Annotated in this window: 27 protein-coding genes and 1 other RNA gene; 7 read left to right on the top strand and 21 right to left on the bottom strand. The window is 55.1% G+C overall.

The window, feature by feature from the left end:
- Positions 1 to 17: 17 nt before the first annotated feature.
- From RYZ27_RS03995 to RYZ27_RS03975, 5 genes are all read right to left on the bottom strand, one after another.
- Positions 18 to 713, bottom strand: coding sequence for a hypothetical protein (locus tag RYZ27_RS03995; RefSeq protein WP_406681069.1), 696 nt, complete (start codon positions 711 to 713; stop codon positions 18 to 20).
- A 72-nt stretch (positions 714 to 785) separates the two neighbouring features.
- A complete protein-coding gene (locus RYZ27_RS03990) occupies positions 786 to 1247 on the bottom strand; it encodes a PaaI family thioesterase (RefSeq protein ID WP_406681068.1) in 462 nt (153 codons plus the stop codon).
- Between the two features lie 5 nt (positions 1248 to 1252).
- Positions 1253 to 1741, bottom strand: coding sequence for an SspB family protein (locus RYZ27_RS03985; protein ID WP_406681067.1), 489 nt, complete (start codon positions 1739 to 1741; stop codon positions 1253 to 1255).
- Positions 1742 to 1901: 160 nt separating this feature from the next.
- Positions 1902 to 2253: a transfer-messenger RNA gene (ssrA, locus tag RYZ27_RS03980) on the bottom strand.
- 86 nt (positions 2254 to 2339) lie between these two features.
- Entirely contained in the window at positions 2340 to 3950 is a 1611-nt protein-coding gene (locus RYZ27_RS03975; RefSeq protein ID WP_406681066.1) for a VWA domain-containing protein, read from the bottom strand.
- Between the two features lie 169 nt (positions 3951 to 4119).
- Here RYZ27_RS03975 and RYZ27_RS03970 point away from each other — a divergent pair, with 169 nt between their 5' ends.
- A complete protein-coding gene (locus tag RYZ27_RS03970) occupies positions 4120 to 4914 on the top strand; it encodes a thymidylate synthase (RefSeq protein ID WP_406681757.1) in 795 nt (264 codons plus the stop codon).
- A 32-nt stretch (positions 4915 to 4946) separates the two neighbouring features.
- Here the strand turns inward: RYZ27_RS03970 and RYZ27_RS03965 are convergent, their stop codons facing one another.
- Complete coding sequence (locus RYZ27_RS03965; RefSeq protein WP_406681065.1) at positions 4947 to 5672, bottom strand: glycine zipper 2TM domain-containing protein; 726 nt, start codon at positions 5670 to 5672, stop codon at positions 4947 to 4949.
- Between the two features lie 135 nt (positions 5673 to 5807).
- Between RYZ27_RS03965 and RYZ27_RS03960 the strand changes: the two genes are divergently transcribed.
- The 5 genes from RYZ27_RS03960 to RYZ27_RS03940 all read left to right on the top strand — a co-directional run bounded on the left by RYZ27_RS03960 (position 5808) and on the right by RYZ27_RS03940 (position 10212).
- Positions 5808 to 6884 carry a class I SAM-dependent methyltransferase gene (locus RYZ27_RS03960; protein ID WP_406681064.1) on the top strand — a complete coding sequence of 359 codons (1077 nt, stop codon included), beginning with the start codon at positions 5808 to 5810 and terminating at the stop codon, positions 6882 to 6884.
- Between the two features lie 10 nt (positions 6885 to 6894).
- Positions 6895 to 7710: an SDR family NAD(P)-dependent oxidoreductase gene (locus RYZ27_RS03955; protein WP_406681063.1), complete on the top strand. Its 816-nt coding sequence runs from the start codon at positions 6895 to 6897 to the stop codon at positions 7708 to 7710.
- A 67-nt stretch (positions 7711 to 7777) separates the two neighbouring features.
- The gene (locus tag RYZ27_RS03950; RefSeq protein ID WP_406681062.1) at positions 7778 to 8068 is read left to right on the top strand and encodes a YggT family protein; all 291 of its coding nucleotides are present in this window, start codon (positions 7778 to 7780) and stop codon (positions 8066 to 8068) included.
- A 188-nt stretch (positions 8069 to 8256) separates the two neighbouring features.
- Positions 8257 to 9144 (top strand): bifunctional methylenetetrahydrofolate dehydrogenase/methenyltetrahydrofolate cyclohydrolase FolD, encoded by an 888-nt coding sequence (gene folD / locus RYZ27_RS03945; RefSeq protein WP_406681061.1) that lies wholly within the window; start codon positions 8257 to 8259, stop codon positions 9142 to 9144.
- Positions 9145 to 9150: 6 nt separating this feature from the next.
- Positions 9151 to 10212, top strand: coding sequence for a class I SAM-dependent methyltransferase (locus tag RYZ27_RS03940; protein ID WP_406681060.1), 1062 nt, complete (start codon positions 9151 to 9153; stop codon positions 10210 to 10212).
- Here RYZ27_RS03940 and rarD read toward each other — a convergent pair.
- Complete coding sequence (gene rarD, locus RYZ27_RS03935; protein WP_406681059.1) at positions 10209 to 11120, bottom strand: EamA family transporter RarD; 912 nt, start codon at positions 11118 to 11120, stop codon at positions 10209 to 10211. The genes RYZ27_RS03940 and rarD overlap by 4 nt on opposite strands.
- A 176-nt stretch (positions 11121 to 11296) precedes the next feature.
- On the opposite strand from rarD, the gene RYZ27_RS03930 reads away from it, so the two are divergent.
- Positions 11297 to 11503: a hypothetical protein gene (locus RYZ27_RS03930; RefSeq protein WP_406681058.1), complete on the top strand. Its 207-nt coding sequence runs from the start codon at positions 11297 to 11299 to the stop codon at positions 11501 to 11503.
- A 35-nt stretch (positions 11504 to 11538) separates the two neighbouring features.
- Here the strand turns inward: RYZ27_RS03930 and RYZ27_RS03925 are convergent, their stop codons facing one another.
- From RYZ27_RS03925 to RYZ27_RS03860, 14 genes are all read right to left on the bottom strand, one after another.
- A complete protein-coding gene (locus tag RYZ27_RS03925; RefSeq protein ID WP_406681057.1) occupies positions 11539 to 12225 on the bottom strand; it encodes a DUF938 domain-containing protein in 687 nt (228 codons plus the stop codon).
- A gap of 3 nt (positions 12226 to 12228) precedes the next feature.
- On the bottom strand, positions 12229 to 13983 hold the full coding sequence (locus RYZ27_RS03920) for a class I adenylate-forming enzyme family protein (protein WP_406681056.1): 1755 nt from the start codon (positions 13981 to 13983) through the stop codon (positions 12229 to 12231).
- 447 nt (positions 13984 to 14430) lie between these two features.
- A complete protein-coding gene (locus tag RYZ27_RS03915; RefSeq protein ID WP_406681055.1) occupies positions 14431 to 15090 on the bottom strand; it encodes a tetratricopeptide repeat protein in 660 nt (219 codons plus the stop codon).
- Between the two features lie 76 nt (positions 15091 to 15166).
- Positions 15167 to 15781 (bottom strand): hypothetical protein, encoded by a 615-nt coding sequence (locus RYZ27_RS03910; protein WP_406681054.1) that lies wholly within the window; start codon positions 15779 to 15781, stop codon positions 15167 to 15169.
- A gap of 72 nt (positions 15782 to 15853) precedes the next feature.
- Positions 15854 to 17773 (bottom strand): 1-deoxy-D-xylulose-5-phosphate synthase, encoded by a 1920-nt coding sequence (dxs, locus tag RYZ27_RS03905; protein ID WP_406681053.1) that lies wholly within the window; start codon positions 17771 to 17773, stop codon positions 15854 to 15856.
- Positions 17774 to 17819: 46 nt separating this feature from the next.
- Entirely contained in the window at positions 17820 to 18722 is a 903-nt protein-coding gene (locus RYZ27_RS03900) for a polyprenyl synthetase family protein (protein ID WP_406681052.1), read from the bottom strand.
- Positions 18722 to 18967 carry an exodeoxyribonuclease VII small subunit gene (locus RYZ27_RS03895; RefSeq protein WP_406681051.1) on the bottom strand — a complete coding sequence of 82 codons (246 nt, stop codon included), beginning with the start codon at positions 18965 to 18967 and terminating at the stop codon, positions 18722 to 18724. The genes RYZ27_RS03900 and RYZ27_RS03895 overlap by 1 nt, the downstream gene beginning before the upstream one ends.
- 72 nt (positions 18968 to 19039) lie before the next feature.
- On the bottom strand, positions 19040 to 19645 hold the full coding sequence (locus RYZ27_RS03890) for a histidine phosphatase family protein (RefSeq protein ID WP_406681050.1): 606 nt from the start codon (positions 19643 to 19645) through the stop codon (positions 19040 to 19042).
- Positions 19646 to 19724: 79 nt separating this feature from the next.
- On the bottom strand, positions 19725 to 20852 hold the full coding sequence (locus RYZ27_RS03885) for a GNAT family N-acetyltransferase (protein WP_406681049.1): 1128 nt from the start codon (positions 20850 to 20852) through the stop codon (positions 19725 to 19727).
- A gap of 114 nt (positions 20853 to 20966) precedes the next feature.
- Positions 20967 to 21842, bottom strand: a complete 876-nt coding sequence (lepB, locus tag RYZ27_RS03880; RefSeq protein WP_406681048.1) for a signal peptidase I — start codon at positions 21840 to 21842, stop codon at positions 20967 to 20969.
- Positions 21843 to 21920: 78 nt separating this feature from the next.
- Complete coding sequence (locus RYZ27_RS03875; RefSeq protein ID WP_406681047.1) at positions 21921 to 22235, bottom strand: YbjQ family protein; 315 nt, start codon at positions 22233 to 22235, stop codon at positions 21921 to 21923.
- A gap of 11 nt (positions 22236 to 22246) precedes the next feature.
- Positions 22247 to 22513, bottom strand: a complete 267-nt coding sequence (locus RYZ27_RS03870) for a hypothetical protein (RefSeq protein ID WP_406681046.1) — start codon at positions 22511 to 22513, stop codon at positions 22247 to 22249.
- Between the two features lie 69 nt (positions 22514 to 22582).
- The gene (locus tag RYZ27_RS03865; protein WP_406681045.1) at positions 22583 to 23650 is read right to left on the bottom strand and encodes an MBL fold metallo-hydrolase; all 1068 of its coding nucleotides are present in this window, start codon (positions 23648 to 23650) and stop codon (positions 22583 to 22585) included.
- A 66-nt stretch (positions 23651 to 23716) separates the two neighbouring features.
- The gene (locus RYZ27_RS03860) at positions 23717 to 25099 is read right to left on the bottom strand and encodes an L-serine ammonia-lyase (protein ID WP_406681044.1); all 1383 of its coding nucleotides are present in this window, start codon (positions 25097 to 25099) and stop codon (positions 23717 to 23719) included.
- Positions 25100 to 25153: the final 54 nt, after the last annotated feature.

The raw sequence follows: 25153 nt of genomic DNA, 5'->3' as shown, positions 1-25153 counted from the left end.
GTGGGCATCTAAGACGATCACCCCCGCGGCGCAAATGCGATGTCGTGCTCACCACGCTGAAGTTCAATTTGCAGCTTTGAGCATTTGGCCAGATCAGGTTCACCGCCAAGGAAGGCCACAATAGCTGGGTCGGTCTTGCGCACCCGCGGCTGACCCGCCGATGCCTCAGCCATCGCCATCTGACGCTCAAACTCCATGACGTCATTCATAACCTCGTGCTGCAGCTGTCCGGTCACAGCCTTCAGCACCATTTCATTATTCGCACGCTGGATTTTCTTGCGGCGATCCGAACGCCCGGCTTTCCATTCTGCACTTTGGATGGCTTGCAGTTTCTCAAAACGTTCAGCGTTGCGTGTTCCAAAATCATATTGCGCCTTAAAAGCCGACTCTGAATCCATGACCTTCCCACATTCTCCCATGGACAAGCGGACTGTATTATAACGCGCCATTTCAGCGTCAGCGGACCATGCTTGGGCGACTTTCGCGACAGGTTGAGCCGCGGCCTGCTGCGTTAGCGCCTCATCTTCAGAGACCTTTATAGAGGCAGTATCAATCGGCGAAGTCTGGGCCGGGCTACTCGTCATGAAAAAAGCACCTACCGCAAGGCCGATTAAGGGTAGCGCGATGACTGCCCCCCAAAACATCAGGTTACCGCTATTGCCTTGTTCCGCTGTTGCTGCTGCAACCAATGCATCCCGGTCAAAATCGCTCATGCTCGCCTCGCTGAAGTGCGGGCCATCCTATGGCATGGAAGCGTTAAAATCGGTTTCCTGAATTCGGTTAGATTAGCCCAAACGCTTGAATGGCATTGGGATGGCCGTCGCTGTCGCCTTGGCCACAAGTTTGCCTTCATGATCAAAGCATTCAGCCTCCATGAAGGCGGCCGATCGCCCCCATTTGAGAATGCGGGCCTCGACATGCGCCGGTCCCGGCATCAACCGACGCAGATATGATGCTTTCATCTCAAGGGTGGGTGCTGTCATGGTTACATTTGAGGCGATAATGCAACACGTGCTCATCGCTTCATCCATCATCGCCGCAATAAATCCGCCCTGCACGGCCCCGGTTGGGTTGGCAAACATTTTTGGAACGTCAAAGTCCATGCGGATACGCTTATCCGCCTGCGTTACCTCACTCAGGCGCATGCCTAATGTATCAGAACATGGAGGGCGCTTCTTACTGTTCTGAAAGCGCGCCAGCATATCGGCGTCAGATACTGCAGGCTTTTCCGATTGAGACTCAGTCATACCACCTATTTCCGGCGGAACGCATCAATATTAACGACCGTCGATTCAGGATCAGCCTCTACGGATGCTTCAGGTTCGGAAGTCTGGGTGCTGGAGTCCTCAAAGGCTGGGTCAACAACCTCATCATCCCCGGCGCCATCTATGCCCTCAAAACTCACACCGAAGTTGACGGCGGGGTCAACAAACCGGGTCATGGCCGCAAACGGGATCGATATATGCTGAGGCACGCCATTAAACTTCAAGACAATCTCGAAATGCCCATCATGGACTTCAAGATCCCAGAACTGGTGCTGGACAACGATGGTCATCTCATCCGGGAATCGCTGGACGAGATGGTCAGCCATTTTAACGCCTGGCGCTTTTGAGCGGAAGGTGATGTAGAAATGGTGATCGCCGGGTGGGACAGACTCACTTGCAACCTGGCGCAAAGCTTCCCGGACAACGCCGCGCATCGCAGCCTGTGTCAGCGCTTCATAGCCAATATAGTCCGTCATGATCCTGCTGCGCTCCCTGTTTGATTGTCTCGATGTCTATCGACTCGCATCTCTTCATACAACGGCCTTCATCCGGCAGGCGAGTTAAACTTTCAGCACTCCCCTGAACAATTTCAGGTCGAACAATCATTCTGGCAAACATCGTTGTGAGAGTAAGAAAAGTGGAGGCTTCTGTTGCCAGGCGCCTCCGGGCCCCGCCTTAAGCGCTGAAGCCTAAGGAGTTAAAGTCGGAAAACCGAGCGCAGACTAGGCTGCGAGCAGTTCGCCTTCAGCAAAGTTGTCATTAGCAACTATTGTTGATTGAGCTTCTAACGCAGCTCAAGCGGGTAAAGGCATCGTCTTTACACGTCCGTCGATCCTATTTCGTCCCCACACTCCGCTAATGACGGAAGGTTCTGGTGGAGACGCCGGGTACCGCCCCCGGGTCCGAACCGCTTATTACACGCGCGTTTATTACCATAGTTCCGAAGAACACTCTCTATATAGCAATGCTCGCCCCCAAGTGAAAGAGGGACCGCGCTTGTGGATAAACTGGGACCCGCCTGATCGCCATCCCGTCCCCAAAACAATAAGGGGCCGAAGAATGGCCCCTTTTGCTTTAGAACTTGATCCGCAGATCAGAAATCGAGGTTGCAATTGCCTGATAGGCTTGGGTCAGCTCATCCCCGTTGTCGGGTGTAAACGCAAAATCTTCCTCGCTGGCACAATACCTCAGGATCTCCTGCCCTTGAGCGGGGGCCTGGAAAGCCACCGTATAAACGATAACCCCGCCATTATTCTTCATCGCGTCGCAAACTTGCCGTGCTTGCTGTTGCGAGTTGCCCTGTTCGTCAAAATGCTGGTGCAGGAAATCACCATCTGTCATCAGGATCACGGCTTTGATAGAGTCCGGCTCATCATAGTCGAGCGGCTTTTCAGAGCCGGTAAAGATGTTCTGCCACTCCTCGGCCACTAGAGCCCATGTCCAGGCAATCCCCTGATGCCCCGCGGTCCCGCCACCGGTTGTCAGGCCTTTGATATAATTGATCAATTGGGTACGGTTCCGGGTTAACCCGATGGGCTCGTGGCTCCGGCAAGTGGTTCCGCTATCAAGTCCACGCAAGTCTTCCCAATAGCCTTCATTTTCACCATTATCGATGAAACGCAGATAAGCTGCTGAGAGATAGCCTTCCGGGTTGTTATCGGGATCTTCGGAAGCATTATAGATAGGCTCATTCGCGCCATAAACCTTATCCGTCGGCTCAGGCGGATCCTCCCCTCTATAGACTGAACTTCCATAAGGTGATGTCCCATCGAAGGCATGCAGTCCCTCGCGTTCCCAAACACAGGTCGACGTAATAGGGTCTGATACAACTTCAACTTGCCTATCAACCCTGCGCTGCTCAGTTACTTCAACATCTTTCCAGACCCAGACATCCTCCCACCTATATTTTTTACATCTTGTGCCACGCCGATTCCACCGTTTGCACACGCGCTGACTTTCCTTCACACGCTTGTTTTCGATAGTCGTGTAATCTTCCCACTCGGTAATATTATCAATCGCATAATATGTGCGTGTGGGTGCCAAACCTGTAACGTCGGAAAAATAGTCCCCTGCATTCACCATGTCATTGTAAGAGACCATCGCGACACGGACTTCGTCAGTGCCCGGGCCACCCCCTGCTGGTAGCAAAGTGTCCAATGCTTCTTCAGCAGCATCTTTAAGATGCCCAATCCGGTTATCCCAACCCATAGAGCCGGAGACGTCGAACATGAATGCGACATCGAGCTTCCCGATCCCCCATGTTGAACTAGCAGACACATCGAACTCGATCTTATCTTTGCCCACCACCTGCGAAACGATCGCCTCTTGCGAACAGCGGACATTGACTTCAATGTCTTTCGTATCTTCGGGAAACGAAATAATCGGCAAACCACAAGTCAGGCCGTTTTGCTTGGTGTCGATCATCGCATTGATGTACGATCCCATATCCGCTTGAATCTCAGCTTCCGTCTTTCCGGCCTGCATCGCCCGCGCGCCGGCAATCACAGCTGTATCAACCGCGGCCTGCACCTGAACCTTACGGGTTGTGGTGTTCTGGAAATCGATCGCAAAACCCGCAATCGCTACAATAGGAATAAGGGACAGCGCAAAAATAACCGCAACTTGCCCGCTTTCAGACATTCCAAACCGATTGCCTGTGACCCGCTCTCTTAGATTCTTTATCATGTGCACTCTCCGCAACTTGGGCACGTGCGCGAGAGCATACGCGTATCTGGTATACGTCGGTTTAGAGAGGCTTGTAACTTTGAACCTAATGCGGAAACCTGCAATTAACCCTGATTGAGAGGGGTAATCAGGCTGGACAAGCCCGTGCGAGTCGGTGATTCGTATCTCCATGCAGCAATATCATGACCTTCTACGCGACATCCTTGAGAATGGGACAGATCGTGGTGATCGAACTGGCACAGGCACACGCGGGGTTTTCGGTCGACAGATGCGGTTTGACCTCGCCGCTGGTTTTCCAATGGTAACAACGAAGAAACTCCATCTTCGTTCCATCATCATCGAACTGCTCTGGTTCCTGAAGGGCGATACGAATATCGCTTACCTGAAAGACAATAAGGTCAGCATCTGGGACGAGTGGGCCGATGAGAATGGTGATCTCGGTCCTGTGTATGGCAAACAGTGGCGCAGTTGGGCCGCCCCGGATGGTCGCGTCATCGATCAGATTCAGTGGGTGCTGAACGAAATCCGCACGAATCCAAATTCGCGGCGAATGGTGGTCTCAGCCTGGAACCCGGCCGATGTCCCGGATATGGCGCTGCCGCCCTGTCACTGTCTGTTCCAGTTCAATGTCATAAATGGGCGGCTGAACTGCCAGCTTTATCAACGCTCTGCTGATGTGTTTCTGGGTGTGCCCTTCAACATCGCCTCTTATGCGCTTTTTACTATGATGATGGCCCGCGCCACGGGGTTAGAGGCTGGCGAATTCGTCCACACATTTGGCGATGCCCATCTTTATGCAAACCATTTCGAGCAGGCCCAGCTTCAGCTCACACGGGAGCCCTACCCCCTGCCGAAAATGCTACTGAACCCAGACAAAACAGATCTGTTCGGCTGGGAATATGAAGACTTCACCATTGAGGGCTATCAGGCGCACCCGCACATAAAAGCCCCCGTCGCTGTTTAGCAACGAGGGTTTTGAGCGTTTACCCGCAGTCTCTAGTAACGCACTTGGTCGTCAGTGAGTTCCCAGCGGCCACTGCCATCGCGGCAAACGCTAACGGGTTCACGGATCACACTGCCATCAGGCAAACGGGTTTCGCGCTGTACGGTTTGACAATCAGACTCATAAGCCGGACCGCCATAGAGAGGCTCTTCCTCAACCCGAACCGTGCGCGTTGTCGTTGATACGGGCCGCGGCGCGGGATGAGTGTAGCCATAGTCACGTGTTACCGTATGCGGGCGACGGGTTGGCGGTGGGACATCGCCATAACGATAACCAGAAACGCTGCTATCATGGCAATCGGTTGTGCTTGCGGCCAGCTCACTGCCAACAACACCGCCAAGGACTGCACCGATTACAGCGCCAGCTATCTGGCCGTCATCACTGTCATGGTGACGATGGTAACGGCGGTGGCCACGATAGCCTCTATATCCGCGGTAACCGCGGTATCCTCGGTAGCCATAGCGATCATGATCGTCGTCTGCGTTCTCACCAATGGCGGAGCCAAGTAAGCCACCGGCAACCGCGCCGACGACAGCACCAGCGAGGCGGTTGTCATTCTTCTCGCGCTGACAGGGTATACTCACACGCGTTGGCGCAGGCTGGTGATAATAGCCGTCATTATGACCATAGCCATAATCATATTGTGCTGTAGCCATAGGTGTCAGGCAGAGCGCCATCCCGCCCATCAAAAGTCCGGAAGAAAACAGTTTCTGGATCATGATATGATCTCCTTATACGGAGGGCTTTTGCCCACTCTGCCTTGAACATTGGCAAGATCAACCTGAACGCGGCCTGAAGCCCGGGTTAAGTAACCGCACTTTACGCAGTCATGATTCAAGACCATGTTCACCAGCATGGGCGTTTTAAAGGACATCGCCAAAACGGCTGGACGCGCACGATATACGGCGGCGCAAGGATTGCGGTCGGCCTGGTATGGCGGGCAATATGCCATTGCCCGGCGCCGCTCTGCTGGCTTCAACCGCCCAGGCGAGCCGGTTTTCAAACCGGATCATAAGCCGGACATGAAAGCGCTTCGGAAAGCTTATTTCGACCTATTCAAGCAGGATCGCATCAATATCGAAGCGGGCCTTTATCGCGACCCTGTCCACCGCGAGCTTCGCCCCCGTGATTTTCCAAAAGCTGTAAAACGCGCCCGCGCTTTTCTGGCGGATGTTTCTGAAGTCGACCGTCGGCGCGTTCAACGCGATGGCACTGAAGTGCGCACCTCGGAAGCGGCTGACCCAGAACGGTTCCCAGCCTATTACAGACAGAATTTCCACTATCAGACCGATGGCTGGCTGTCGGACGATAGTGCTAAAATCTATGATCATCAGGTCGAAGCCTTGTTTACCGGATCCGCAAGTGCGATGCGCCGGGCCGCCCTTGCAGAGCTTGCCCGAGAGCTTCAGAGCAAGGATCAGCGCACACATCACACATTGGATGTTGCTTGTGGAACCGGCCGGTTCATGGCGCAGATCCTACACACTTTCCCGCGTCTGCTCTTAACCGGGCTCGACCTGTCCCCGCCTTATGCCGAGGCAGCGCGAAAAGCTGTCCGGCACTGGCCTCAAGTCGATATTGTTGAAGCCCAAGCCGAAGCAATGCCATTTGAAGATGAGGGCTTTGACAGCCTGATCTCAATCTATCTTTTCCACGAATTGCCCCCGCGTGTGCGCCCGCAAGTCATTGCCGAAGCCGCCCGGATCCTGAACCCTGGAGGCGCCTTCATTGTCGCCGACAGCCTGCAATTTGGAGATAATCCGGGCGTTGACGGCTTCCTTGAATACTTCCCGGAAGGCTTCCATGAACCCTATTATAAGGGCTATCTAAGCTGGGATTTTGAACCCGCTATGACCGCTGCTGGCTTCACGCTTGAACGCACACAACTTGCCTTTTTGACCAAAGTAAACGTCTGGCGCAAAGCCGGATAGAGGAGCCTCCATGACCGCCAGAAAACTTATGCTGATTACAGGTGCTTCGGCTGGTATCGGCGCTGAATTTGCCCGTCAGTACGCTGCGCGAGGCTGGGATATTGCGCTCACGGCGCGGCGGGCGGATCGCCTTGAGGCCCTCGCCCGGGAACTTGAGGAGAAGAACCGCATCTCCACGATCGTCATTGCAAAGGATCTCGCCGCCTCAGATAGCGTGGACACAATCCTGTCGGAGATTGCCGATGAAGGCCGTGTTGTCGATGGCATTGTCAATAATGCTGGCTATGGCCTGACCGGGACCTTCTTCAACACCAAATGGGAAGACCAGGCCGATTTCCTCCGCGTGCTCTATACAGCGCCAATCGAGCTAACGCATAAAGCGCTCTCCGGTATGGCGGAGCGTGGGTTTGGCCGGATTATTAATGTTGCGTCTCTGGCCGGCTATACACCCGGCTCAAACGGTCACACGCTCTATGCCAGCGTGAAATCAGGCCTGATCAAATTCTCTGAAAGCATTGCAGCAGAAGCAAAAGCCGCCGGCCATCATGACGTTCACTGCACAGCACTTTGCCCTGGCTTCACATGGTCTGAATTCCACGATGTGAACGGGACACGCGAAGCCACAAACGAAATGCCAAAATGGATGTGGATGGAGGCAGCACCCGTCGTTGAAGCAGGGATCAATGCCTGTGAGCGTGGACAGCCCGTCATTGTACCTGGCGCAGTGAATAAAGGCCTCGCAACGCTGACCCGTATCCTACCTGAGCCGATCGGACGCAAAATGGTCGCGGCACAATCACGCCGTTTCCGCAATACTGACGGTTAGTTCCGCTTGCGAGCGGGCATGAACCACCCTAGGTCAAAGAAAAGGTTGTTACTATTGGAGCTCGTCGATGCGCGCCGTTCTTGATTTGGTTATGATCATTCTCCAGCTCGGAATCTGGGTTCTGATTATTCAAGCCATCCTGTCATGGTTGATTGCGTTCAATGTCCTGAACACGAGCAATCAGCTGGTTGCGAGCATCTGGCGGGCCTTGCATCAGATCACTGAACCGAATTTACGGCCAATCCGGAACTTCCTGCCTCAGACAGGCGGCATTGATCTGGCACCGCTTGTCTTGATCCTTGGCATCTTCTTCCTGCAGCGCGTTATCGACTATTATATCTACCCCGCTTTTATTTAGGCACGGCTCCGCCTCCCCTAAACGTCTTCCAACGAGGTTTGCGGTTAAGCGGTTTGTGTTGCAAACGCTCAAGTCGCCGCGATCTGCTGTTCGTGTGGTGACGGGACAGACCACCCGGATTAAGACACTCCATGTTGACTGCACAGACGGGACGGTTGCAGTACACCTGATCGGGGAGTGGATGAGGCATGACGGCGAGTGTAATTTCAGGAAAAGAAGTTGCCGCGGACGTACGCGCCGCTGTTAAAGACGTTGTTGCGACCCTGCCCGGACAGCCAACTCTCGCCGTTGTTCTGGTCGGGGAAGATCCTGCCTCACAAGTCTATGTTCGCAATAAGGTCCGTCAGACCGAAGAATGCGGTATGCGTTCGCTACACCATCACCTCCCGGCAGACGCCACACAGGATCAGGTTGAGACGCTGATCGCATCCCTGAACGCAGATGACGAGGTTGACGGCATTCTCCTGCAGCTACCTTTGCCAAAGGGTCTGAATGAGGCGGCTGCGATTGAGAAAATTCACCCGGATAAGGATGTTGACGGCCTGACCGAGGCCTCTGCAGGCCGGCTCAGCCTTGGCAAACCGGGCCTGCGACCGTGCACACCAACCGGCTGCGTTATCCTTGCCAAAAGCGCGCTTGGGGACGACCTTTCGGGCAAACATGTCGTCGTGATCGGACGCTCGATCCTTGTCGGGAAGCCTGCTGCGCTGCTGTTTCTGGCCGAGAATTGCACGATCTCGATCGCGCATAGCCGCACCGCTGATCTGCCTGCTCTGTGCCGTACAGCTGATATTGTTGTTCCTGCCGTTGGACGCCCGCAAATGGTCAAGGGCGACTGGCTCAAGCCGGGCGCTTGCGTGATTGATGTCGGCATCAATCGCATTCCAGCGCCGGAAAAGGGGGAAGGTAAAACGCGCCTTGTTGGTGATGCCGATTACGATAGCTGCGCAGCGGTCGCAGGGTCGATTACACCTGTGCCGGGCGGAGTTGGTCCCATGACCATTGCCTGCCTATTGAGAAACACAGTCCTTGCGGCCTGTGCCCGACGGGGCTGGCCTTTACCTCAGGCTTTGTAGACCGTAATGAGCGAGCAAAGCCTGAAAGATCGTATCCTGAGCATGATCCGCGCTCAGGGACCTATTAGTGTCGCCACTTATATGGATATCTGTCTGCATGACAGTCAGCAGGGCTATTACGCGACACGTCCCGGCTTGGGCCATGACTTCATTACCGCCCCTGAAATCAGCCAGATTTTCGGCGAGCTGCTCGGGCTTTGGGCGGCCTATGAGTGGAACCAGATGGGCGCGCCGTCGCGACTGACCCTATGCGAAGTCGGCCCAGGACGCGGCACCCTGATCAGCGATGCCTTAAGAGCCGCAACCAATACACCGGGCTTTAGTCAAGCCATCGACCTACACCTGATTGAACCAAGCCCTGCCCTGCAGCAGAACCTGCGCGAGCGGCTCGCCCGCTATACGCCAACCTTTGTTGAGGACTTGAGCGAGCTTCCGACTGACCAACCTATACTGATCCTCGCCAATGAATGGCTCGATTGCCTCCCGGCGCGCCAATTCCAGCGCACCGGAGAGACTTGGCATGAACGCATGATCGGGGCCGACTCGGAAGGGAATTTAACTCTGGGCCTGGCATCAGACGCTGCAGACGCAAGCCGATTCCCCGCCAATTCAAAAGTTGAATCGTTTGAGTTACAGCCAGGCCTGGAAACGCTGTCGGCAACGCTTTCCAGCCTGTTTTCCAAGACTCTTGGGCGTGCCCTTTTGATCGATTATGGGGATGCCATGAAAGCTCCGACAGATACGCTGCGTGCCTTCCGTGACGGGGTACAGATGTCCCCCTTTGAAGCCCCCGGGGAATCCGATCTGACCGTTGATGTCGATTTTGGCCGCCTGCGTCGACTGGCTCATGGGTCCAGACTATCTGTTGCCGGACCGGCGCCACAGGGCGGCTTCCTGATGAGTCTGGGAGCAGAAACGCGGTTGAACCAACTCACACGGGCCAACCCGGCTGAAGCCAATGAACTCTATGATGGGTTACGCCGCCTTGTAGACCCAGAAGACATGGGCACCCGCTTTAATGTAATCTGCATCAGCAGCGAAGGCTTACCTGAGCCTGCCGGGTTCTAGCGTACAGACGCTGCTGCTCTGGCCAGACGTTTAGCTTTGGCATCGCCAACCAGACTGTCTGTACTGAATACAATCAGGGCGAGCCAGATGAAGCCGAAAGCCCATGCATGGGTCTGCCCGAAAGGCTCCTTGAACAGCGCTACAGCGATCAGAAACTGCAAGGTTGGGCCAATATATTGCATCATCCCGATGGTTGAGAAGCGCAGCCGTTTTGCAGCAACGGCAAATAAGATCAGCGGAACCGCAGTGATTGGCCCGGATGCCAGGAGGAGTGGAATATCCATTCCGCCTTCCCCCATAAGACGACCGCTCGGCTGCCCAACAAACCAACCCAGCCAGATCAGCGCGAGCGGCGCCAGAATCGCAGCCTCAACCACAAACCCTGCCCGGCTATCGACCTGAACCTGTTTGCGAATGACGGAATAGAACGCAAAAGTGAAACATAGCACCAGAGCCACCCAAGGCAGGGAACCAAGCGCCATAGTCATGATGGTCACGCCAATCGTTGCCAGACCGACAGCAACCCATTGGGCAATCCGCAAGTGCTCAGCGAAAAAGACAGCACCGATCAAAACGTTGACGAGTGGGTTGATATAATAGCCGAGACTGGCTTCCATGACCCGTTCCTGGCCAACCGCCCAGATATAAATTAGCCAATTCAGGCCAATCAGAAGCGCCGAGCCTGTCAGATAGATTATGCGACGGCGTGTCAGGGCCGCCTTTAACTCAGACCAGTTCCGCGCAATGGCCATAAAGATAAGGCCTGTTGGTACACTCCAGATAATCCGGTGGGCCAGCATTTCATTCGGTGCAATATGGTCGAGCGCTCGGAAGTAGAGCGGCAAGCAGCCCCAAATCGTGTAGCAACCGAGACAGCAGAGAAAACCAAGACGCATTGCAGGTGACATGCAACGGCCTTAGGCGGATACGCGATCCTGCGCCACCCGAAAAATGCGCTCTTTCTTCAAATGGTCCATGCAAAAACGGAAAGCTGGGATAAGCATAACCCCTTATTGAGAATGACTTGCAATTTCATATCTTGATGACATACTATTTGTGAGTCGCTAAAATGAGGACCTGCCCAATGTGTATTCCTATCTCCGATGTCACCATGATTGACTGGCTGAAACGACAAGTTCAGGTCATCGAAGCCTGGCGTGAGGAAATTGCCACGCGAGCCGAAATCGACATCGCAGAAGTCGAGCGCGTTGAACGGCATTACCAGTGGCTCACTTCAGAGGTTAACCGCCTCGAAAACTATGGTCACTTGCGCGCGGTACAAGCTGCCTGATTTCAGGGGCACAGACCATTTTGATTGTGCATAGCTTATGCCCGCTCAAAGATGACTGACAGGTTATTGGCGGGCATCTCCACAATTTCGACCAGCGATAGATGTACAGATGCCGCAAGTGGCAGAATATCTCGAACGAGGTCCCTGACCCCCCAGCTCGGATCTCGGCGTTTCAGGTCTTCACTAAAGCGCGCATTCGATGGCGCAATATCGCCATCACGGGCAAACGGACCATACAGCATAAAACGTCCCCCTTGGCGAAGCCCCTCGCCAAGGCCCTGAAACAGCCCCTCGGTCGCAGCAAACGGCGCGATATGGATCATGTTAGCGCAGAACACGCCGTCGAAATCGGATAAGCTCGCAATGTTGGCCCATCCGGCCACTGTGACATCAATCTCTAACGGCCCGTGCAGGCGCCCATCACCAGTCTGTTGCGCCCATGCCGTTTGGCTAGCCCGACCTGCTGGATCAATATCACTATATGTCCACGACAAGTCTGGCAGAGCCGAAACGATGTAGGTGCCATGCTCCCCCGTGCCAGAAGCAATTTCCAGCACTTGCCCCGCAGTGGGCATATGCGCCCGGAAAACATCCCGTACGACGTCACGGTTCCGCGCAATAGACGGCGAAAACCGCCGCCCGTCTCCGGTTTCCTCTCTTTGCTCTAAAGCCAGAGGCGCGCCTGAAGCTCGCTTAGGGTACGCCGCATTCTCATCGCTCACGCTCTATCCTCGTGCTTCAAACCGTTCACGCAAAACCGGTTTCAGGATCTTGCCATTGGCGTTACGCGGCAAGGGTTCACTCTCAAACTGGATTTCAACTGGCACCTTGAAGGCGGCCAACTGGCTGGCGACATGCGCGCGCAACTCATCCTCGCTCGCCTCACTACCGGGTTTGAGCTGAACGACCGCGCCGACCTCTTCGCCCAGAACCTTATGCGGAATACCGACAACCGCCGCATCCATGACAGCCGGATGGTCATACAGCGCGCTCTCCACCTCGATACAGTAGACGTTTTCGCCGCCACGGATCAGCATATCCTTGGCCCGGTCAACCAGATAGAGGAAACCCTCTTCGTCCAGATAAGCGAGATCACCGGTCACCACCCAACCATCCCGGAAAGTTTCAGCGGTCGCATCAGGCCGATTCCAATAGAGCTTGCAATTCATCGGCCCCTTGCACCAAAGCTCACCAACCTCACCAGCCGGCAGGCTTTGCCCCTCAGGGCCAACAATTTTCAGCTCAACTGCTCCGGGAGGCGCGCCGGCGCTGCTTGGGCGGTTCACATAATCCTCGCCTAGATTCAGTGTCGATGTTGCACAGGTCTCAGTCATCCCCCAGCCATTACCCGGCGCAGCCTCTGGGAAGCGTTTCTTGATCGTCGAAACCAGCTCTGGCGCAGAAGGCGCGCCGCCATAAGATACGGCGATAATTGAGGACAGATCGTACTTATCGCGATCTGGATGCTCCAGAAGTTGCCACGCGATTGCTGGCACGCCCCCAACCGCCGTAATCTTTTCGCGCTCAATGATCGGCAGGGCTTTGCCAGCGTCCCACTTATACATGCAAACGATTTTGTCGCCGCGCAGCAAAGTCGGGATCAGGATCGCGAAAGCGCCTGTCGCATGAAAGAAGGGAATGGCAATCAAAGTACCGCCAAGCTCACGGTCTTCGGGCGCCGGGATCGCTTCCCCCCGACGCAGCAACATGCGCGCCTGACAGGTCATTGAGTTCAGCATATTCGAAATAATCGCGCGGTGAGAGGCAAGTGCGCCTTTTGGGCGCCCAGTCGTGCCGGACGTGTACATGATGGTCGCGTCATCATCCGGCGCCAGATCAACTGGCGGCAAGCCAATCTTCGCCAATCCAGCCCAATGCGCGACGGGGCCAATAAAGCTCTCCAGCGAGCGCACGCGTGGATCCCCGTGCTCTTCTTCCTCATCGCGCGCAATGATGATGGCTTCAAGATCAGGCAAGCTACCAAGATGCTCGCGGATGCGCTCATAAATCTGGCCATCAACAACAGCAACTTTCGCCCCGCTATCCTTGAGTCCATATTCCAGCTCTTCACCTGTCCACCAAGAGTTCATCGGTGTTGCAATTGCACCGATAGAGAGTGCGGCAAAGAAGGGGACAGGCCATTGGGGATAGTTGCGCATAATCACCGCAACCCGATCACCTTTTTGAACGCCGTACTTCTCGATCAATACGCCAGCAAAATGCTCCACCGCGCGCGCCATGGCGCTATAGGTAACACGCTCATCTTCATAGATCAGATAGTCGAGATCGCCGAATTGCTGTTCCGCCATTTCCAGCATGAAGCGGACGGTCGGCGGGGCCATATCGTACACTTTCATGGTGACGCCATTTACGTCAGCTTCGCCCACGTGAAGCGGGGTTTCGGATGCACCAAGCGCAGCATTTGCCTGCGCAATCGATAGAACGGGCCAGTTATCAGGAAGCGGGGCAGCTGCGGTCATGGGTATCCTCCGGTTATCATTATTGGAAACCGATAAACCATGACGCCAGCGTCAGTAAAAGGGGATACCGCCGGGGCAGCCTGCTGAATTCGTGATCAAATGGAAACCACAAGCCCCATTCCCGGTGCATTCTGCAGAGTACGGCTTACTCTACATACCCATAACTTGGGGAGAATCGATCACAGCATCGTTGCCTTCAGGAGATTGAGTGGTAGCCAGAGGGGTCAAGAAAAGCAGTGTTAACAGGGCAAGCGTGCCTGCAGAAACAATGGCGATAAACGAACGCATAGATATTTGGTCCTGTGCAATCTACACAGCCACCCCAGCAATCCCTGTGCCAGACTCCCCGAATACGCGAACAATCGCAACCGGGTTTATCACCAAAATCTGCGCCATTTTGTACGCTGGACAGCCAGATAAAATCAGGCCCCGCCCTCGCCCGGAAATCTACTTTCCGAACTCGCAGAAATGAAGTGTACGCGCCGTACCGTCCGTGTCCGTCAGGGCATAAGACGGTCCCGTCAAAGTCTCGTCCTCACAGAGGTAGCCAATCTGGTACATATCGAGCAAATAGGCATTATCAGGGGTCAGATTTCGTTCCAGCATCATATCCGCCGCCTCGGTGTGCTCACCAAGCTCAAACCGCGCTTCAAACCGTTCCGTCAGTGGGCGGTTTGGGTCATTCGCCATCGTGTTTAGGCTGGTGGCCTTGCCGCGCAACGTGTCGCGCAATTCGTTCGCCTGTGGCACCAGATCACTCTCCGGGTACGTTTCGATCAGCTCTGTGAGGCTATCGATTGCGCCATAAACATCATTGCCACCGAACCCTTGTAGATCCGCCATTTTCATCAAGGCTGTTGCCTTCTCTGCATCGGTTGCATCCTGCATACCCACCAATTGCTGAAGCCGCATAATCGCCGCTTGCTCATTTCCAGCTTCGACAAGCTCATCAACCGACCCCATGGCCAGATCAAAAGCGCTGGGCACAATGGGTTGATCGGCAAGCGGCGGTGGAAACTCCACTTCCGCAGGGGGAACATTCACATCACCGGTATTTGCGCAAGCGGTAACGATAGCAAAAGCCGAAGCAGCAAGGATCAGACGCATGGTGATCTCCTATATGGTCTCAGGCTCAAGTCGTCGCGCGACTCAGTGGCAAGAGTATGACGAGAAAGCGATGGGATCACGAAACTGCTTCTGTCGCAGGACACCATGTCAGGTCCTGCGCATAGGCTGGTACGTCCCCAAAATTGTGCACGGGCTCTCCCAAACCTGTCGCACAGATATAACCCGCTTCACGCAGGGTATAAATCTGTCGCTCAGTAGGAGTCAGTTGAGATTCCCGATATCGGGCAGCCGCTTCTGGCAACCCACCGAGTAAGACCTTGTCATCAAACCATGCCTCGATGCTTTGCAAGCGGGACTGCCTCGCTTCAGCAGCACGGATATCTATCCGCATGGACGATAAGTGCGCCTCGACCATCGCCGCTCTCTCATCTTCCGGCAATAGGCTCAGAAACTGTTGATAGTCTGAAATCGCACCGGGCAGGTTCAACTTGCCCAAACGGCGTTTCTCTGCCCGCAGATACAAGATTTCAGCGCGTTGCACTGAAGACAGAACCTGATTGGTCAAAAGGTCGCTAAGCGCCTGATCGGCGGAGACAGGACTGAGGTTCGCCTCTGCGAGGGCATAAGCCTCATCGAAAGCTGCTTGTTCCATTGCGACAGGCGCAGGAGGCGTTGTCTCACATGCGGCAAAGCCCAGAATGAGAGCCGGTAAAACATATCGTAAAATCATAAAGAAACCACTCAACCGATTGCCCCACCCAAACAAGGCGTGATGGCAGGCAAATGTGTTTTCTTTCAGGCCTTATGCGCGGGCAAACGCTTCAATCTCGCTGACATCACCGCGCCCCAGCGCTTCAATGGCCTTTGCCGCGATATGGCGCGCATTCAGACCCGCTTCTTCATACATTTCGTATGGCTTGTCCTGGTCCTGGAAAATGTCGGGTAGGTGCATGGTGCGGACTTTCAACCCCGCATCCAAGGCACCACATTCAGCCAGGTGGTGCAACACGAACGCGCCAAAGCCGCCCAGCGCACCCTCTTCAATTGTGATTAGAACTTCATGTTCGCGCGCCAGACGCTCGGTCAGCTCTGCATCAATCGGCTTTGCAAAACGGGCATCGGCCACAGTTGCCGACAAGCCCTGGGCGGCAAGCATGTCAGCGGCCTTAAGTGCTTCGGGCAGACGCGCACCATAGGACAGGATCGCAATCGAGGTGCCTTGCCGAACAATGCGCCCTTTCCCGATCTCAAGCGGCTGTAGGTCTGTTGGAATTTCAACGCCTGTCCCTTCCCCACGCGGATAGCGGAAAGCACTTGGGCGATCATCAATCTCATTGGCGGTTACAACCATACGCGCCAGCTCTGCCTCATCACTGGCCGCCATACAGATAAAGCCCGGTAGCGCGCCAAGATAGCCGACATCGAAACTGCCTGCATGAGTCTGGCCATCTGCACCAACCAGACCCGCCCGATCAATTGCAAAGCGCACCGGCAGTTTCTGGATCGCCACATCGTGGACAACCTGATCATAGCCGCGCTGCAGGAAGGTTGAGTAAATCGCCGCATAGGGGCGCATGCCATCAGCGGCGAGCCCCGCTGCCATGGTCACTGCGTGTTGCTCAGCGATGCCGACATCGAAAGCGCGATCCGGAAAGGCCTTCTCAAACAGGTTCACACCTGTCCCCGATGGCATCGCGGCGGTAATCGCAACGATTTTTGGATCAGTTTCAGCCAGTTTGACCAGCGTTTCGCCAAACACGTTCTGGTATTTTGGTGGCCCGGCTTTGCCTTTTTGTTGTTCACCCGTGACGACATTGAACTTGCTGACGCCATGATACTTGTCAGCGCTGTTCTCAGCCGGGGCATAGCCCTTCCCCTTCTGCGTCACGACATGCAGCAGAACTGGGCGTTCCATCCGCTTGATGTTTTCCAGAACCGGGATCAGGACATCAAGGTCATGGCCATCAATCGGACCGACATAATAGAAGCCAAGCTCCTCAAACATCGTTCCGCCCATGGCGAAGCCGCGCAGGTACTCCTCCGCCTTACGGGTTGGGGTTTCAAGGCCAATCGGTTTGACCACGGATTTGGCGAACTTGCGCAAGCCGCGATACGGACGGCTAGAAACCAGCCTCGAGAAGTAATGGCTCATCGCGCCAACCGGGGGCGCGATCGACATGTCATTGTCATTGAGAATAACCAGTTGGCGGATCTGATCACCGCCAACATTGTTCATGGCTTCGTACGCCATGCCCGCCGTCATCGAGCCATCACCGATGACCGAGATGACATGATTATCCTTGCCCTGCAGCTCGCGCGCGGTGGCAAAGCCGTGGCCCGCGCTGATCGAGGTTGAGGCATGTGCCGCACCAAACGGATCATACTCGCTCTCGCTGCGCTTGGTGAAGCCTGAAAGACCACCACCTTGCCGGATCGTCCGGATGCGGTCGCGCCGCCCGGTCAGGATTTTGTGCGGATAACACTGGTGGCCAACATCCCAGATCAGCTTGTCTTCCGGCGCATCAAACACGGAATGAATCGCAACCGTCAGTTCCACTACGCCAAGCCCGGCCCCAAGGTGCCCGCCTGTGACGGACACCGCATCAATCACTTCCGCGCGCACTTCATCAGCAAGTTGCTTGAGCTCCTCGCGCGTGCGCCCCTTCATATCGTCGGGTGTGTTTACCTCGTCGAGCAAGCGCGTGTTCTTAAGATCAGTCATCGGGTCAAGCCTCCCTCAGTCGGCGATCAGGTTCTCCGGACCCTTATTAGCGGTTCCGGTCCAGAACAAAATCAACCGATTGCAGCAGGATATTGGCGCGATTGCGAAAAATTGCGAGATGGGTGCGCGCCTGTGACGCGAGCATCTGCACCCGCTCCTTGGCCGCCTCTACACCCAGAAGCGTAACGAAATTGGCCTTTCCGGCATCTTCATCCTTACGCAAAGGCTTGCCAACTTCTGCCTCATTTCCAGTTGCATCGAGCAAATCATCAGAGATCTGGAAAGCCAAACCAAGATCATGAGCAAAGCCGTGAAGGGCGTTCCGTTCAGCTTCATTGGCCCCGCCAATGATCGCCCCGGCTTCAACTGAATAGGAAATCAAGGCGCCGGTCTTAAGCCGCTGCATCCGTGTAATCGTGTTCAGATCTCTTGGACTATCATGCTCAAGCATATCAATCATTTGCCCGCCAACCATGCCCAATGCGCCAGCATTGTCTGCCAAGCGCTCAATCAAGCGCAAGCGAATGTGGGGATCGGCATGAGTCTCGCGTGATGAGAGAATCTTGAAGGCCAAAGTCAGCAAGGCATCGCCGGCCAGAACAGCCGTTGCCTCATTAAAGGCTTTATGGACCGTCGGCTGGCCGCGGCGAAAATCATCATCATCCATACATGGCAAGTCATCATGAACCAGGGAGTAGCAATGCACACATTCGAGCGCTGCGGCCGTTCGTAACAGGCTCTTCTCGGGAGCATCAAACATAGCCCCGGCCTCAATTACATAGAAAGGGCGCATGCGTTTCCCATTGGCCAGCGCCGAGTGCCGCATCGCCCGCATCAGATCGGCTTCCGGCCCCTGCGCAGGCGGGATCAACTGGTCGAGTGCAACCGTGACTTTATCCGCCACCTCTGTGAGGCGACGGGCAAACTCGGCGTCACCCAACATGTCCATTAATCGAAACTCGCCGGTTCAGTGGTCGCTGAACCATCAGCGCCCTGCACGATCTGCTCAACCTTTAGTTCAGCAGATTTCAGGCGGGCTTCGCAATGTTTCTTGAGTTCAGCACCGCGCTCATAAATCGCGATGGATTGTTCCAGCTCGACATCGCCCTGCTCAAGTTGCCGGACAATTGTTTCAAGCTCAGCCAAGGCCTCTTCGAAGCTCATGTCTTTTACGGGTTTTGCCTTATTGGCCATGCCGGTCACCCCATCGGTTCTTTTCCAAGCGCGCACCCTAGGGCCCGAATGCGTTCGCCTCAATGGGGAGTTTTAGCTTTTTCCGCGATATTCGTAGACGCGGTAGCTCCAATACTTATCACCACCATCACGCACACAGACCCAACCGAGCCGCCTTAATGGTCTACGCAACATGCGATTAAACCAACCATGAGCGGCCAGATAAACACTTTGTCCTTCCGCTGCGCGATGTAGATACTCTGCCGCCGCACGCGCTCGCAATCGCGCTTCATCAACGCTTTCACCATCCAGACTATGGCCCTGTAGCCAAACCATGCGCGCCAGAATATTCCAGGTTTTAGGCAGGAAAGTCCGTCCGTTCAGGCGCGGCGGGGGCAAAGGCGCTTCATTGAACACAGCATGGGGCTCAGGCTCGCGTCCGTCTGTTGCCCATTGTGCCGTCTCAATCGCCCGGGGGCGTATCGAGCTCAGGACCAAGTCCGCATTCTGTACAGCCTGCTTCAGGGCATGCGGTGCATCCTGATCAGGTGCCAGACTGCCAGCCTCATAACGTTGCCACCAGTCCTGATACTCCTGCCAGGTCAATTTTGGTCCAGCCGCCCGATTCAGCGCAGGTCGACCATGGCGCGATACAATGATCGGCCCACGCTTTGCTTGTGTCTTGTCCGATCCGGCCATGCTGTTCTAACCATCTTCAATAGAGGCCGTTGGATTAGAACCGTTGGTGGTTCCATTCAAGTCCAGTGTTACAATCGGGTTAAATGTCTCTCTGACTTAGGGCACCAAACACACCGGAAACCCGCGCACCTATGGTCGGTTCAGCTAAGGCGATCTGGTCCATCCGGCGCCGCACTCGCCCCATTATAGCCGCCATCCTGTCTGGCAAATCACGTTCGGCACGCCGCCAAACCCGTCCAACAATCCGCGAGGGTGCATAGCTGCCTCGCCGACCGCGCAGAACGCCTAGTTCTACTGGGAGATAATAATTCGCATAATGGCGCTTATAGTGATCAAGACCCGGCCCGGCATCATACACGCTTAGGGATGTTTCAGTCATCGCCTGTAATACGTTTTGCAAGATCTGATTGCCTGGGGAGTAAGTGGAAAACACCTGATCAAAAGAAGTCAACCAGCCATGCATGACCTTGTCTGACTGTAGATTGAATTCAGCAGCGGCCTGTTCGCCATCATAATTAAGGGTCACCAGCCGCGCGCGTAAACGTGGTCCCTCAAAATGACGCAGACGGTCCAGTAAAGCCCGGGACCAATCTGGCTTTAGCACATTGTGAAAGCCTGTTCTCTCAAACTGCGCATATTTCAATTCCATCAAGCGGTTAAACTGGGCATCAGATTTATTATCCCAGTCAAATTGCACTTCTGAAAAGTCCCGCTCAACCCCGCGATAAACCCGACGCATCTTCTTGAAGTGCTTCGGCCAGGCTGTCTGTTGCTGATCTAGGTAAGCTTCCCAGCCCATTGAGAGGTCCGTCATATTTGCGCCGACGCGCTGCATATTGTCGATCCGGCACTCAGGGGTCGGCATATAGCCGAACGCGGTCATGCCCGAGAGGCCAAGACCACTTAGAAATTCAACAGGGCACAACTCACGGCCAGCCTCAACGATCGGCGCATGCCAATCCGAGAATGGCCCACCGATCGGACGCGCCCAATGCCCGGGGCGCTCATGAAGTGGCCAAAACGCAACCGCTTTGTCGCCCTCAAAGGCAACCCCAATCCTTGTATCCTCACGCACCTCGCCAACCAGTCTGGCAAAGTCAGGATCAAAGAAAGGATCATCATAAATGGCTCGCGCATCCCGCAGAGCCGTGAAGGCTTGCCAGAGCTCTTGGCTCATCTCAGCAGGGCGATAGAGGGTGTATTTCAAAGCCACATCTCCAATAGGGACACAAAATTCTGTCCCCACCTTGCAAACTCCATACCGAATTCGCGTAACAGGAGAGTAAATGACTGGTAAAACAATTGTGAGGTTTAGAGCCCTCTACAATCCGCGCCAGAGCCGCTTTTTCATACAAGGCTGCGCATCTGCGCGTGAGCAGCGATAGGTTGTGAAGAGGACCGTGTCAGCCCGGCCAATCAGATTTGAGAAAGGCACGAAACCAATTGAAGCATCATCTGGCTCATAAGGCCGTCCGGTCACCTGATTGATGCGCGGTTCACATCCGGCCTGATCTATCACGCCCGCAGCATTTGGCGGACAATGGCCTATGCCTGCGCGGCCATCTAATGAGTTGTCGCGATTATCCCCCATGAACAGGAAGTGCCCTTCTGGAACATGGAAGGTCGGCGTATTCTCATAGCCATTGCGGCGTTCCATATCATGGGTCAGCCAGCTTTCATCGCCGACCGCTTCACGATACTCACGCGCGCCAACCCGCATACGATCCTTGTGTTCGACATAGGTGATGCCGCGTTCAAAGGTTCGCTCAATCGGCTGTCCATCCAGATAGATTTGCCCATTTCGAACCTGAATCTCATCCCCCGGTAAACCAATCAGCCGCTTGATCATCACACGCGGGGTATGAGGGTGCTCGAAAACGACCACATCACCGCGCTTTGGCTGACTGGCAAAGACCCGACCCTCTGGCAAAGGCACATAGCGCCCGAGACTAAACGGCATGGAATGGCGGGAATAGCCATAGGCAAACTTGTTGACGGTGACCCTGTCACCAACCTGCAGGTTCGGCACCATGCTTTCAGATGGAATGACGCGTAACTCGTAAACCAGCCCGGAAAAGATCAGAAACAGCGGAACGAAGATGGATAGAGTCGCGCCCCACTCTCGCAACTCTTTGCGGACAATGTCGCCAAAGCTCTTTGGTTTGTCTTCGCTCACAGCAACATCTTCCGTGCTCATCGGCTTACTCCACACATCAGGGTTTTGGCTTAGCCTGCTCTGGCGAGCCATGCGAGGTTAAATTGCATGACGTCTTTCTCAGGACAGGCGAACGGCGGTACCATAGGCCAGCAATTCAGCTGACCCACCCATAATCATACTGGTTGTCACCCGCATACTGATGATGGCATCTGCCCCGGCCATTTCAGCATCAGCAATCATACGGTCAATGGCCTGTTCACGCGCTTCAGCCATGAGCTTGGTATATTCAGGGATTTCTCCCCCAACCAGATTGCGTAACCCAGCCATGATATCCCGCCCGAAAAAGCGCGTGCGCACCGTGTTGCCTTTTACCGTACCAATCACGCCAGCAATCTCGCGCCCGGGTACGGTCTCTGCCATTGTCACAATCATAGTCAGCGCTCCTATTTATCGATGTTCTTGGAATAATAGTCGTCTTCGGCATTGCCGAGCCGATCAATGATGACTTTCAGGATCAGGATCAGGAAGCCAACCGCAACCAAACCGGGGATAATCAGAATAACCCATAAGGGTGCCCCGGTTTCTGCGCTTGCTGCTCCAATTGCGAAACTGACACCGAGCAAGGTCAGCAAGCCATAAATGCCTGCGCCAAGTATGATCAGGGTCATCCCGATCAGGAACCAGCCATTGGTCTGCCCGCGCTCGCTCATCTGCCTGTCCTCGTCTCTTTCACCTACGCTATAGCGGATGAGCCGTGACGAAAAGATGACCAAGCTATTTTAGACGGCGCGATACCAGACGACACCATCTCGATCTGCCTCACCAACCGCTTCGTTGCGGGCAATCAGGCAGTTGATGTGTGCAAGCGCCTCACCCGTTGCCATTGAGACCAGATCATCGCCAATCTTGCGACCAAAGATAGCTGGAAACACATCCACCACACGGCGCGGTTCCTGCCCCAGTCTTTGCTTCAGGCGCTTAAGGGCAATCTCATGGCCGTGGATCAAAGCATCCAGACGGTCATGTGCACCACGAAAAGGTTCATTGTGGGCTGGTAAAACCAGCACGTCCGCCGGCAACGCCGCTTTGAGTTTCTCACAGCTCGATAACCAGTCCTTGAGCGGATCTGCTTTCGGTTCTGTCGGAAAAACGGATACGTTGGACGAAATACGTGGCAATAACTGATCGCCAGAAATCACCACATTCAAAGCTGGACAATAGAGACAGGCATGTTCCGGCGAGTGTCCATTCCCAACAATCACACGCCAGCCATGACCCGCCATGTCGAACGTGTCACCATCTTCAAGTCGTCGATAACTATCGGGCAGTTGCGAGACCGCACGCCCGAAACCGCCAAACCGTGCCTTGTAGTTGTCGATCTGCTCTTCGTTCCACCCCGCACGTTTATAGAAGGTGGTTCCGGCCTCTGGGGCGATGCGCCCTGTATCGGCAACCAGCATGCGGCAGGTAATATATTCCAGCCGGCTGATCCAAAGCTCGCTGTCTGGGAATTTGCGGCTTAGCCATCCCGCATTGCCAATGTGATCGGGGTGCATGTGAGTAACAATTACCCGCCAGACGGGTCGTCCATCCAGCTTCTCATCAAAAATCTTGCGCCAGGCGGCCTTGGTGTCATCCATTGGCATGCCTGTATCGACAATGGTCCACCCCTTCTCGCCATCATCAATCAGCCAGAGATTGATCCATTTCAGCGAAAACGGCAGCGGCATGCGGACCCAATGTATACCAGGCGCGACCTCCAGCGTTTCTCCGACATCAGGTGTCGTCTCACCAAGGGGATATTCGAGCGCGGCGCGCCCTGCGGTTTTACCTTCAAAGCCATCCATGGCGCTACCCAAGCATGTCCGGGCAAAAGCTCCAATCCGTGACCATGCGGCAAGGCAAGCTACGCGCTAGCACTCGACGACATTGACCGCCAAACCGCCCTGGCTTGTTTCCTTATACTTGGATGACATGTCTAGGCCGGTCTGGCGCATGGTCTCGATCACCTGATCCAGGCTGACTTTACCCATATCCGCGCTATGCAAAGCTAGACGGGCCGCATTCACAGCCTTCACCGTGCCGATAGCATTGCGCTCAATACAGGGGATTTGCACCAAGCCGCCAACAGGATCACATGTCAGCCCTAGATTATGCTCCATCCCGATTTCAGCCGCTGAAAGACACTGGATCGGCGTTGCCCCCCAAACAGCCGCCAAACCACCCGCTGCCATGGAACAGGCAACGCCAACTTCACCCTGACAGCCCATTTCTGCGCCGGAAATTGAGGCGCGCTGCTTATACAACAACCCTATCCCACCTGAAACAATCAGGAAGCGGCGCGCTTTATTCCGTTCGATTTGCCCATCTTCGTCACAGCAATAATGACGGATCACCGCGGGCAGGATACCGGCGGCCCCATTAGTCGGCGCGGTCACCACGCGCCCGCCGGCTGCATTCTCCTCATTCACCGCCATGGCGTAGACATTCAGCCAATCAAACAGCGCCTCGCGTTCATTGCTGCCAGCGCCCGCTTTCAGTTTACGGTAAAGATCTGGCGCACGGCGTGTCACTTCCAGTCCGCCCGGCAGGATACCACCGGTGTTCAGGCCGCGCTCAACACAAGCCAGCATCACATCGGTGATCGCATCAAGCTGTTTCAGCGTCTCTTCACGCGAACGGCGCTGGTCTTCATTGGCCAGGATCAGGTCTTCAATCGAAAGTCCCTCCTGATCGCACAGGCCCAAGAGCTGTTCCGCCGAACCGAACGCAAATGGCGAAGCAGATTTGTCGGCAACAAGATCGCCTTTTGCCGGGCGTGAGAGCTGCCGCGCTGAAGCAATGAAGCCGCCGCCGGTCGAGTAATAAACCTGCTCCCACAATAGCTGCGCGTCTTCATCAAACAGGCGCAACGCCATGCCATTCGGGTGCAGGTCTGGCATGATATCCCCGCGATAAAGGATGTCCTTTAGCGGATTAAATGGAATGGTTTTCCCACCGGGCAGCGCCAACATCTTGTCCCGAGCGACATTGCGAAACGCTGCCTCGGCCTCATCGGGGTCGGCGCCCTCTGGTGTGAAGCCCAGCAATCCCAGAATGGACGCCTTATCCGTGCCGTGCCCAATCCCTGTTAGCGCCAGAGAGCCCTGAAGCTCCACTTCAACACGGGCTGCCTTTAACAGGACACCATGCTTCCCCGCCGCCCGGATGAACCGCCAGGCGATCCGCATTGGACCAACCGTATGGGAAGAAGACGGGCCAAGACCAACCCGAAAAAGATCAAGAACTGAGAGCACGTGCGCCCCTCTAAAATAGTTACATACGCAACTACCCCTACGTTCGCCTTGCCA

Origin of the sequence: Hyphomonas sp. FCG-A18 (assembly GCF_045287255.1) — a bacterium.
GTDB lineage: Bacteria > Pseudomonadota > Alphaproteobacteria > Caulobacterales > Hyphomonadaceae > Henriciella.
The sequence above is the reverse complement of the archived record's forward strand: the minus strand, read 5'-3'. Positions and strand labels throughout refer to the sequence as shown.

Excerpts from the sequence above, each read along its gene's own strand:
- RYZ27_RS03955 (WP_406681063.1), top strand. The coding sequence starts at position 6,895 with ATGACCGCCAGAAAACTTATGCTGATTACAGGTGCTTCGGCTGGTATC.
- RYZ27_RS03950 (WP_406681062.1), top strand. The coding sequence starts at position 7,778 with ATGCGCGCCGTTCTTGATTTGGTTATGATCATTCTCCAGCTCGGAATC.
- RYZ27_RS03900 (WP_406681052.1), bottom strand. The coding sequence starts at position 18,722 with ATGGACATGTTGGGTGACGCCGAGTTTGCCCGTCGCCTCACAGAGGTG.
- RYZ27_RS03890 (WP_406681050.1), bottom strand. The coding sequence starts at position 19,645 with ATGGCCGGATCGGACAAGACACAAGCAAAGCGTGGGCCGATCATTGTA.
- dxs (WP_406681053.1), bottom strand. The coding sequence starts at position 17,773 with ATGACTGATCTTAAGAACACGCGCTTGCTCGACGAGGTAAACACACCC.
- RYZ27_RS03920 (WP_406681056.1), bottom strand. The coding sequence starts at position 13,983 with ATGACCGCAGCTGCCCCGCTTCCTGATAACTGGCCCGTTCTATCGATT.
- folD (WP_406681061.1), top strand. The coding sequence starts at position 8,257 with ATGACGGCGAGTGTAATTTCAGGAAAAGAAGTTGCCGCGGACGTACGC.
- RYZ27_RS03965 (WP_406681065.1), bottom strand. The coding sequence starts at position 5,672 with ATGATCCAGAAACTGTTTTCTTCCGGACTTTTGATGGGCGGGATGGCG.
- lepB (WP_406681048.1), bottom strand. The coding sequence starts at position 21,842 with ATGAGCACGGAAGATGTTGCTGTGAGCGAAGACAAACCAAAGAGCTTT.
- RYZ27_RS03970 (WP_406681757.1), top strand. The coding sequence starts at position 4,120 with ATGCAGCAATATCATGACCTTCTACGCGACATCCTTGAGAATGGGACA.
- RYZ27_RS03875 (WP_406681047.1), bottom strand. The coding sequence starts at position 22,235 with ATGATTGTGACAATGGCAGAGACCGTACCCGGGCGCGAGATTGCTGGC.
- RYZ27_RS03895 (WP_406681051.1), bottom strand. The coding sequence starts at position 18,967 with ATGGCCAATAAGGCAAAACCCGTAAAAGACATGAGCTTCGAAGAGGCC.
- RYZ27_RS03975 (WP_406681066.1), bottom strand. The coding sequence starts at position 3,950 with ATGATAAAGAATCTAAGAGAGCGGGTCACAGGCAATCGGTTTGGAATG.
- RYZ27_RS03960 (WP_406681064.1), top strand. The coding sequence starts at position 5,808 with ATGGGCGTTTTAAAGGACATCGCCAAAACGGCTGGACGCGCACGATAT.
- RYZ27_RS03995 (WP_406681069.1), bottom strand. The coding sequence starts at position 713 with ATGAGCGATTTTGACCGGGATGCATTGGTTGCAGCAGCAACAGCGGAA.
- RYZ27_RS03990 (WP_406681068.1), bottom strand. The coding sequence starts at position 1,247 with ATGACTGAGTCTCAATCGGAAAAGCCTGCAGTATCTGACGCCGATATG.
- RYZ27_RS03915 (WP_406681055.1), bottom strand. The coding sequence starts at position 15,090 with ATGCGTCTGATCCTTGCTGCTTCGGCTTTTGCTATCGTTACCGCTTGC.
- RYZ27_RS03930 (WP_406681058.1), top strand. The coding sequence starts at position 11,297 with ATGTGTATTCCTATCTCCGATGTCACCATGATTGACTGGCTGAAACGA.
- RYZ27_RS03870 (WP_406681046.1), bottom strand. The coding sequence starts at position 22,513 with ATGAGCGAGCGCGGGCAGACCAATGGCTGGTTCCTGATCGGGATGACC.
- rarD (WP_406681059.1), bottom strand. The coding sequence starts at position 11,120 with ATGTCACCTGCAATGCGTCTTGGTTTTCTCTGCTGTCTCGGTTGCTAC.
- RYZ27_RS03910 (WP_406681054.1), bottom strand. The coding sequence starts at position 15,781 with ATGATTTTACGATATGTTTTACCGGCTCTCATTCTGGGCTTTGCCGCA.
- RYZ27_RS03940 (WP_406681060.1), top strand. The coding sequence starts at position 9,151 with ATGAGCGAGCAAAGCCTGAAAGATCGTATCCTGAGCATGATCCGCGCT.
- RYZ27_RS03865 (WP_406681045.1), bottom strand. The coding sequence starts at position 23,650 with ATGGATGGCTTTGAAGGTAAAACCGCAGGGCGCGCCGCGCTCGAATAT.
- RYZ27_RS03985 (WP_406681067.1), bottom strand. The coding sequence starts at position 1,741 with ATGACGGACTATATTGGCTATGAAGCGCTGACACAGGCTGCGATGCGC.